8 protein-coding genes and 2 pseudogenes are annotated in these 8087 nt (G+C 69.6%); 4 read left to right on the top strand and 6 right to left on the bottom strand.

Features of this window, described 5'->3' with window-relative positions; genetic code table 11:
* The 4 genes and pseudogenes from ACTWQJ_RS41255 to ACTWQJ_RS41240 form a co-directional block, all read right to left on the bottom strand.
* Window positions 1-257 (bottom strand): annotated as a pseudogene (locus tag ACTWQJ_RS41255) (cation acetate symporter); the annotation flags it as partial.
* A complete protein-coding gene (locus ACTWQJ_RS41250) occupies window positions 254-763 on the bottom strand; it encodes a DUF485 domain-containing protein (RefSeq protein WP_443311553.1) in 510 nt (169 codons plus the stop codon). The gene ACTWQJ_RS41250 and the pseudogene ACTWQJ_RS41255, both read right to left, overlap by 4 nt.
* A 161-nt stretch (window positions 764-924) precedes the next feature.
* Window positions 925-1188: a hypothetical protein gene (locus tag ACTWQJ_RS41245; RefSeq protein ID WP_443311552.1), complete on the bottom strand. Its 264-nt coding sequence runs from the start codon at window positions 1186-1188 to the stop codon at window positions 925-927.
* A gap of 322 nt (window positions 1189-1510) precedes the next feature.
* A complete protein-coding gene (locus tag ACTWQJ_RS41240) occupies window positions 1511-1954 on the bottom strand; it encodes a MarR family winged helix-turn-helix transcriptional regulator (RefSeq protein ID WP_443311551.1) in 444 nt (147 codons plus the stop codon).
* A gap of 207 nt (window positions 1955-2161) precedes the next feature.
* Between ACTWQJ_RS41240 and ACTWQJ_RS41235 the strand changes: the two are divergent.
* From ACTWQJ_RS41235 to ACTWQJ_RS41225, 3 genes and pseudogenes are all read left to right on the top strand, one after another.
* Window positions 2162-2755, top strand: a pseudogene (locus ACTWQJ_RS41235) (MFS transporter); the annotation flags it as partial.
* 94 nt (window positions 2756-2849) lie between these two features.
* Window positions 2850-3647 (top strand): maleylpyruvate isomerase family mycothiol-dependent enzyme, encoded by a 798-nt coding sequence (locus tag ACTWQJ_RS41230; protein ID WP_443311550.1) that lies wholly within the window; start codon window positions 2850-2852, stop codon window positions 3645-3647.
* 10 nt (window positions 3648-3657) lie between these two features.
* Complete coding sequence (locus ACTWQJ_RS41225) at window positions 3658-3831, top strand: hypothetical protein (RefSeq protein ID WP_443311549.1); 174 nt, start codon at window positions 3658-3660, stop codon at window positions 3829-3831.
* 301 nt (window positions 3832-4132) lie between these two features.
* On the opposite strand, the gene ACTWQJ_RS41220 is transcribed toward ACTWQJ_RS41225, so the two are convergent.
* Window positions 4133-4264 (bottom strand): hypothetical protein, encoded by a 132-nt coding sequence (locus ACTWQJ_RS41220; RefSeq protein WP_443311548.1) that lies wholly within the window; start codon window positions 4262-4264, stop codon window positions 4133-4135.
* Between the two features lie 474 nt (window positions 4265-4738).
* On the opposite strand from ACTWQJ_RS41220, the gene ACTWQJ_RS41215 reads away from it, so the two are divergent.
* On the top strand, window positions 4739-5851 hold the full coding sequence (locus tag ACTWQJ_RS41215; RefSeq protein ID WP_443311547.1) for a catalase family protein: 1113 nt from the start codon (window positions 4739-4741) through the stop codon (window positions 5849-5851).
* 94 nt (window positions 5852-5945) lie between these two features.
* Here the strand turns inward: ACTWQJ_RS41215 and ACTWQJ_RS41210 are convergent.
* Window positions 5946-8087: SpoIIE family protein phosphatase (locus tag ACTWQJ_RS41210; RefSeq protein ID WP_443311546.1), on the bottom strand; the 2142-nt coding region annotated here is incomplete at its 5' end.

Raw genomic sequence — 8087 nt, 5'->3', positions numbered from 1 at the left:
CTGACCGCAAGGACATAGCCGTCGTATCCGGCAAGCGCGATGATGCCGGTGGTGCTCAGCACCGTGGCCGCGGAGATGTAGTCGCCCGCGATCGCCAGGCCGTTCTTGAGCGGGGTGAGCGACAGGTAGCCGGTGTAGAAGTTCGTCAGGTCGTCGCGGTCCGGTCCCGTCATGACGCACATCATCAGCGTGACGGTGACCAGCGTGGTGAACAGAACCAGGACGATGGCCTGCGTCCCGGAGCTGAAGTCGTTCATCTCGCCGCCCCCGCGTTCCGGCCGGCGGGGACCGCCCGCTCCCTGACGGCGCGGGCCAATGGATCCACCGAGCGTTGTGCGCTGCGTCCGTACCAGAAGACCGCCGCGAAGGTGACGACGAGTTGGAGGACGCCCAAGGCCATGCCCAGACTCAGCTCTCCGGTGATCTTGGATCCCATCAGGCCGGGCGCATAGCAGGACAGCACGACATACAGCACGAAGGAGCCGAGCGCGGTGAGCGTGGAGATCCGGCGGAGCAAGCGGTAGGCCGAGCGGAGGGCGGCGAGGTCGGCGTCGTGCCGATGGGTCTCGTGCGCGTAGGGGGCGTCCCAAAGGGCTTGCCGCCCGTTCGAGTCGTATCGCGGGGCGTGGTGCCCGTACGACTCCGGCCACGGGCTCTGCCCGTACGTCTCGTGTCGAGGGGGGATCCCATGGGGCTCGGGGTGCGGCAGCGGCCATCCCGTCGGTGCTGATGGTGGGTACCGGTTCTCGTCGGCGTATGTCATCGCCTGGCCTTCCGCTAAGGCTCGGATCCGTGAGGTGAACGGGGGAAGAAATGGTTCAGGCGGCGCACCATACCGACTGGTTGGAATGTCTGTAAGTCTGCCGTGGGTCACGTTTCGGGGTTGATGTGGTCCCCAGGCGGAGATCGGTCGACGGTGGCGGATCAACGGGTGGGGAAGAGAAGGATCTTGCGGACACCGGCGGCGCGGCTGTTGAGCAGTTCGTGCGCGACCTCGGACTTTCTCCGGCCGGCCTGGGTGAGGGGGATCAGGGCAGGGAGTTCGTAGTGGGCGAGCGCAGCCCGATGGCGAACTCCAGCTGACGCCGATGAGGCCGACCGGCCGGCGCCGTTTGCCCGGGGTTCGCCGAGTCGCGGAGCATCGATCTGCTGCGCGACATGCTCTCGAAGCAGGGACTGCCCCGTCATCCTGGCTGAGGTCGGTGGCGGGCACGGTGCTGCGGATCGTCACCGGCGACGGCACCGGGGAGTCGGCCACAGGGCTGCCGGTGTCACTGCCGGCCGGGGAGCGGGGACGGAAGAGCCGTACATCCGAACGTGCCCCGCGGATTACGGGGCAGCTCGCCATCCGTGGTGAGGTGCCCGGGGCGGCCGGGCCGCCGGCCGAGCCCGCGCCTGCTCTTGACAGCCCGGAAGACCGACCTTTCGGGGGTGGGCTGGTCGGCGACGCCTGCCCGGCCCGGCCACAGCACTGGGGCGTGGCCATCCACGAGCCCGCCTGCAGGCGACCTCAGAGCCGGGGCGCAGCGGGCTGCGCGGTGAAGACGCGCTCCAGTAGGGCGTACAGGGTGTCCTGCTCTTGCTCGTCGAGTCTGCCCAGGCCCGCGAGCGTGTGGTGCATCTTCCCGCGAATCACATCGATGACCCGCTCGCCCTCCGCGGTAAGGGCGACGTTCTTGACGCGCCGATCGGAGGCACTGGGCTTGCGCCGCACCAAGCCGCGCTTCTCCAGCCGGTCGACGATCCCGGTCATGTTGGAGGCGTCGCAGGTCAGCGTGGTGGCCAGCACGCTCATGGAGGCGGGTCCCCGACGCAGCACGTTGAGCGTCTTGCCCTGGCTGGCCGTGAGGTTCTCGCTCGCAGCGGCGATCGTGAAGTCGCCGTAGTAGGCAGCCAGCGACACCGAGAGCAGCTCCATGAGCCGGGCGGAGTCGACGCGGGGGAGTGCTGTCATGCACGTCACCCTACGCCCGAAAACTTGACGATCTCAAATATCGGTGGCTACGGTCCCGGTCATTGCTTGAAGTTCTCAAGCTTCGAGTTCTCAAGTAGCTTCGTCGAGGTCTACCAGGGAAGAGATTTCGTGTCTCATTCACAGCCCACGGCGGACCGACGGCACTCAGCAGACAATGCGGTCGTCCTGGTGCTCGGGCTTGCCGCGATGGTCGTCTCGACGATGCAGACCCTGGTCGTCCCGATCCCGGGAATCATCCAGAACGACCTGCAGGCCACCACGGCGAACGTCAGCTGGGTGACCACCGCCACGCTTCTGTCGGCCGCCGTCTTCACCCCGCTGCTCGGCCGCTTCGGCGACCAGCACGGCAAGAGGCGCACCCTTGTCGGTGTTCTGCTCGTGATGATCGCGGGCTCGGTGCTCGCCGCCACGACCACCTCGCTGACGTGGCTGACCGTGGCTCACGATGTGACTGCCTCGGTGATCGGCGCGGGCATGGTCATCGGTCTGGCGATCAGCTTCGGTTACGCCGCCATGCCTGCGCTCATCGTTGCGAGCGTTCCCGTCCACCAGTCCGGCATCGCCAATGGCATCAACTCCGTCTCCCGCTCGGTCGGCAGCGCCGTCGCAAGCGCGGTGATCACCTCGGTGCCGGCGTCAAAGACCATCCCGCTTCCAGGCGGAATGCCCGAATTGCCCCAGGAGAGCCGGTTCACGATGAGCTTCGTGATCGCCGGAGTGGCATTCGGCCTGGTGGTCGCCGTTGCGCTCGCCGGAATCAAGTCGGCGCATGCACCTCGGTACGCCCGTCCTGAGGAAGGTCACGAGCCCTTCTCGAGCCGTCCTCAATCAGCCGTCCGGCTGACCCCACAGCTTCTCAGAAAGGCATGTCACGATGAACACGTCCGACCACACCGACCACGTATCCGTTGTCACACCCGTCGATCACCGCACGGCGGTCGCGGCGGAGACCGCCCGGTTCGTCGCAGCGGTCAAGGACGCCGACCTGGCTACCGCGGTGCCCAGCTGCCCCGGCTGGACGCTCGCCGACCTGGTCAAGCACACAGGCAGTGTCCAGCGCTGGTTCTCGGCCCTGTTGCGGGCGTGCATCCAGGAACCCCCACGGGGGCGTGAGGTGGACCTGCGGCTCCCAGAGCAGGAGGACGGATACGCCGACTGGCTGGCCGAGAGCGCGACCGTGGCCGCGGACGCCTTCGCAGCCACCGACCCGAACCTGCCGATGTGGGCGTGGGGCGTTGACCAGCACGCCCGCTTCTGGGCACGCCGCATGCTCTTCGAGACCCTGCTGCACCGGGCCGACGCCGAGCTCGCACTCGGCCTCCGGCCCGCCATCGACCGCCCGGTCGCCGTGGACGGGATCGACGAGTTCCTCGTCAACCTGCCCTTCGCCACCTCCTTCGCCCCCAAGGTGGCCAACCTGCGCGGCCCCGACAAGACCATCCGCTTCCGCACGACCGACGGAGACGATGCCTGGCTCGTTCGCCTGCGGCCCGACGGCTTCGGACTGGACACGGCCCACCCGACCGCGGACACCGCTGATGCGACCGTCCGGGGAACCGCGGCCGACCTGCTCCTGCTCGTGTACGGCCGCCTGCCCTACGAAGCAGAGGCCCTCGCTCACGACGGGGACGAGCACCTGCTGGCCAACTGGTTCGCCAACTCTGCCTTCTGAAGCCCGACGGGTGTTTCCCGAGGACGGCGGACGCGAGGCCCTGGACGCGATGAAGTGCCCGACCAGGGAGGGGCTGCGGGACGCGGTGCGCAATCTGAACGACGTGAAGGTGGGCCTGCTGCTGCCCGGTGTCACCCTCTCCACCGGTCCGGCGACGCCTTCCCGCTCGAGACGATGCAGCTGATGCGGTTCGAGGGCGAGCGGTGGCAGCTGTTCGGCAAGCCGGTGGACACCCGCAAGGAGTTCGGTTCCCTGGCGAACTGAGCCGGCGGGGGCGGCCCGAGTCGATGCCCTGACACATGGGACCGCCCCGCTCGTAGCCGACGGTGGGATACGTCCACGCCGCTGCCCGCCTGCGGCCCAGCTCGCCGGGCGGGTTGCCGACGATGCCATTGGCCCAGGGGCGTGCCGAGGTCCGGTGCGGCTGCGCGGGGCCGGCTCCCGCGTTCTGCTGGTTTCACAGGTCGGTCGGCGGCACCTGGGTATCAGCGCCGCGAGGCGCGTGCCATCGGGTGCGGGACCCCCGCCGCGTTCGGCGAGCGCTTCCACCAGCCAGCAGCCTCGGCCGCCCCGGCGACGCCGTTGTCCTCGGCATCGGCCGGTGCGCCGGATGTCACCGAACCCGTCGTAGGCCCGTCCCGGCCCGCGGACTGCAGGGCCACGAGGGTGACCCACGTGCACGTCCTCGGTCGGGCGTGGCAGGAATCGCCGACAAGAAGCCGCCGGAGGAGGCGTCGAAGTCCAGGGGCCGTGCAGCTGAAGAACAGCCACGATGACCTCTTCGGTCCAACGGACCGACCCGGAGGGCGAGTTGCCGGGCCGCCGCGCCGGGGGACTCGGCGCCTGCCGATGTCGGTGTCTCCCCTGGCGCAGGGGACAGGTGCGTAGCCCCTGGTCCGCTTCGGGTACCGCGAGAGGGCGGGCGGGTGCCCCGGACGGTCGGGCGTCGCATGCGTCGGCCCTGCGAAAGCGGTGCCCCCGACGTGGTTGCTCTCGTCAGCGTGTGATTCACCACAGTCAGTTACGTTGTGCACAATTTAATTGCTGGCTAGCGTCTGGGGTCAACAGCACCCACACAGGGAGGCAGCACCATGGATCCCGTCCGCTACGAGGATTACCGCCCCGCCGAACGTCCTACCTACAAGCAGGAGTTGGACGCAGTCGTCGCACAGGTGGCGCAGCGCACCCGCGCCTCGGTCGAGCGCGAGGCCGTCGGCCGCGCCGTCCGCACCGCTCACGGAAAGACCTACGGCCTCCTCAAGGCAACCGTCACGGTCGGTGACAACGAGGGCTTCCACGGCCAGGGCATCTTCGCCCGGCCCACCGTGTACGACGCCGTCGTCCGCTACTCCAACGGCCTGGGGCACCAGCGCCCCGACCACCAGCTGGGCGCCGCCTGCGGGATGGGCATCAAGCTGTTCGAGGTCCCCGGCCCCTCACTGCTGGACGACGAACCGGACACCGGTACCTTCGACCTCAACCTGATCAACAACGAGGTCTTCTTCGCGAACACCGCCTACGACTACATGGTCATCGAGGACCTGTTCGCGGAGCTGCCCGAGGCCCTGGTGAACCCCGCCCGCCGCAAGACCTGGATGGCGGAGTTCCTGACCCGCCGGGGCACGCTCACCGATCCCGATGGCTGGCTGTGGGACGAACTGTTCGCCATGCTGTCGTTCACCACCGTCCCGCGCAGGAACCTGCTGTCGTACACCTACAACAGCATGGGCGCCTTCCGGTACGGCGACCACATCGCCAAGATCCGTACCGTGCCGACGGCCGAGTCCCTGGCCTCCCTCACCCACCAGATCGTGGACGTGCGCGCGGACAATGAGGCGTTCCGCCGCACCCTGGTTGCCGAGGCCGCGGAGCGGGACCACTCCTTCGAGCTGCAGGTGCAGCTCGACACCGATCTGGCTCGCATGCCGGTGGACAACACCTCCGTGAAGTGGCCTGAGGAACTGTCCCCCTGGGTGACCGTCGCCCGTGTGGACCTCCCGCGCCAGGACATCGGCGGGGACGACAACGTGGCGGCCGCCGACGCCACGTCGATCACACCGTGGCGCTCACGCGAGGAGCACCGGCCTGTCGGCGAGATCCAGCGGGTGCGGCAGGAGGTGTACCGGCGCTCGTCCATCGAACGGCACCGCATCAATGGGCAACAGCGGCGCGAACCGGTCAGCAGTGCGCAACTGCTCGGTTGAGATCCTCGACGCCGCGCACGTGCTCTCCGCGGAGCGTGGCGGCACATGGCCGGCAGCCACGATGCAGCGGCCATGTCGAGCGGCGCTGTGGAGGTCAGGAAGGCGTCGTTTCCCCGTGATGCGCGTGACCCAGAGCGTCCGGAGCGGCGGTGGACAGTGGTTGCTCGGCCCAGATGGTCTTTCCGTTGCGGCCGTAGCGGGTGCCCCACCGTTCGGACAGCTGGGCCACCAGGAACAGGCCACGTCCGCCCTCGTCAGTGCTTCGGGCCTGGCGCAGGTGGGGGGAGGTGCTGCTGGTGTCCGAGACCTCGCAGATGAGATGGCTGTGCCGGATCAGTCGCAGCAGCACCGGGCCGCCGGCGTACCGGTACGCGTTGGTGACCAGTTCGCTCACGATCAGTTCGGTGACGAAGGCGACCTCCTCCAGCCCCCACTCGGTCAGCTGGTCCGTCACCAGCGCCCGGGCCCGACCGGCGGCAGTGAGGTCGGCCGTCAGCTCCCACGTGGCCACCTTCTCCGCCGCCAGCACCCGCGTGCGGCCCAGCAGCAGCGTGACGTCATCGGCGGGCCGGTCGGGCAGCATCGCGTCCTCCACCGCCTTGCACGTGTGCTCCAACGAGCGGGCCGGACCGGCCAGTACGGTGCGCAGCAGTGTCAAGCCCTGGTCGATGTCCCGGTGGTCGGCAAGGAGCAGCCCATCGCTGCACAGGGCGAGCAGACTGCCCTCGTCCAGTTCGAGGTCGGCGGTCTCGAACGGCAGCCCGCCCACCCCCAGCGGCAGCCCGGCGGGGAGGTCGTCGATCAGGCGCACCCGGCCGTCCGGCCCCAGCACGGTCGGCGGCGGGTGCCCCGCGCGGGCCATGGCGCAGTGCCGGGAGACCGGATCGTAGATCGCGTACAGGCAGGTGGCGCCGACGATCTGGGGGGCGTTGGCATCGGCCTGCCGCTGTTCGGCGGCCAGATGATCCACCAGGTCGTCGAGCCGGGCGAGGACCTCGTCCGGAGCCAGGTCGAGATGGGCCAGGGTGTGCACGGCGGCGCGCAGCCGTCCCATGGTCGCCGACGCGTGCATGCCGTGGCCGACGACGTCGCCGACGACCAGCGCGACGCGCAGTCCCGACAGCGGGATGACGTCGAACCAGTCGCCGCCGACACCGGTGGAGGCCTGCGCGGGCAGGTAGCGGTGGGCGGTGTCGACCGCCGGGTGCTCGGGTACCTCGCTCGGCAGCAGGCTGCGCTGGAGGGCCACGGCCGCCTGATGCTCCTGGGTGTAGCGGCGGGCGTTGTCGATGCAGAGCGCGGCCCGGGCGGCGAACTCCTCTGCCAGGGTGAGGTCGTCCTCCTCGAACGGCTCGGGCCGCTGCCACCGCCAGATACAGACCAGGCCGAGGACGACACCGCGCGCGGCCAGCGGCACCACCATCAGCGAGTGGATACCCAGCGCGATCATCCTGTCGGCCCGCTCACGGTCGGTCAGGAACCATTCGCGGTCGACCTCCACGGCGGGCTGAAGGACCGAACGCCGCTCGGCCAGGCAGCGTCCCTGCGCGGTCTGTTCGGGGAAGGAGAACAGATGGCCCAGCGGGTACATCACCTCCAGCGCCTCGGGCCGGACGCTGCGGACCGCCATCCTGCGCAGCGGGCCCACGGCGTCGGGGGCGGGCTCCTCCCCATGGGTCACGGGGTCCAGCAGATCCACCGAGAGCGCGTCGGCCAGCGCGGGAACCGCCGCCTCGGCCAGCTCACGCGCCGTCCTGGCCACATCCAGGGTGCTCCCGATTCTGGTGCCGGCCTCGTTGAGCAGCGCGAGGCGCCGACGGGCCCGATGGCGGTCGGTGACATCCTCGACGATCTCGGTGACGCCGAGCACCCGGCCGGACGGGTCCTGCATCCGGAAGGCGGAGATGGAGACGATCAGTTCCTTCTGGGGGTCCCGCTGCAGCCGGCAGGGCTGCTCGGCGAAGATCACGGGCTGGCCCGTCTCCAGGACCGACCGGAGCCGATCCTCGACCAGCTGCGCGTCCGGACCGAGCAGGAAGTCGGAGGTGCGAAGCCCGGGGAAGGCCTCGGCCGGCAGACCGCCGAACCGTGCGATCGCCCGGTTCACCCGCAGCAGGCGCAGGTCCGGGCCGAGAACCGCGACACCGACCGGGGACCGGCGGAAGAAGCCGTCCAGCACGGCCCGGTCGACCTCCCACTGGACGACGTCCTCGGCGCGCGAGCCCACGAGCAGCCA

This window comes from Streptomyces sp. KR55 (genome assembly GCF_052245645.1).
Lineage (GTDB): Bacteria > Actinomycetota > Actinomycetes > Streptomycetales > Streptomycetaceae > Streptomyces > Streptomyces flavusporus.
Note: the sequence above shows the minus strand (reverse complement) of the source record. Positions and strands in the feature narration are given on the sequence as shown.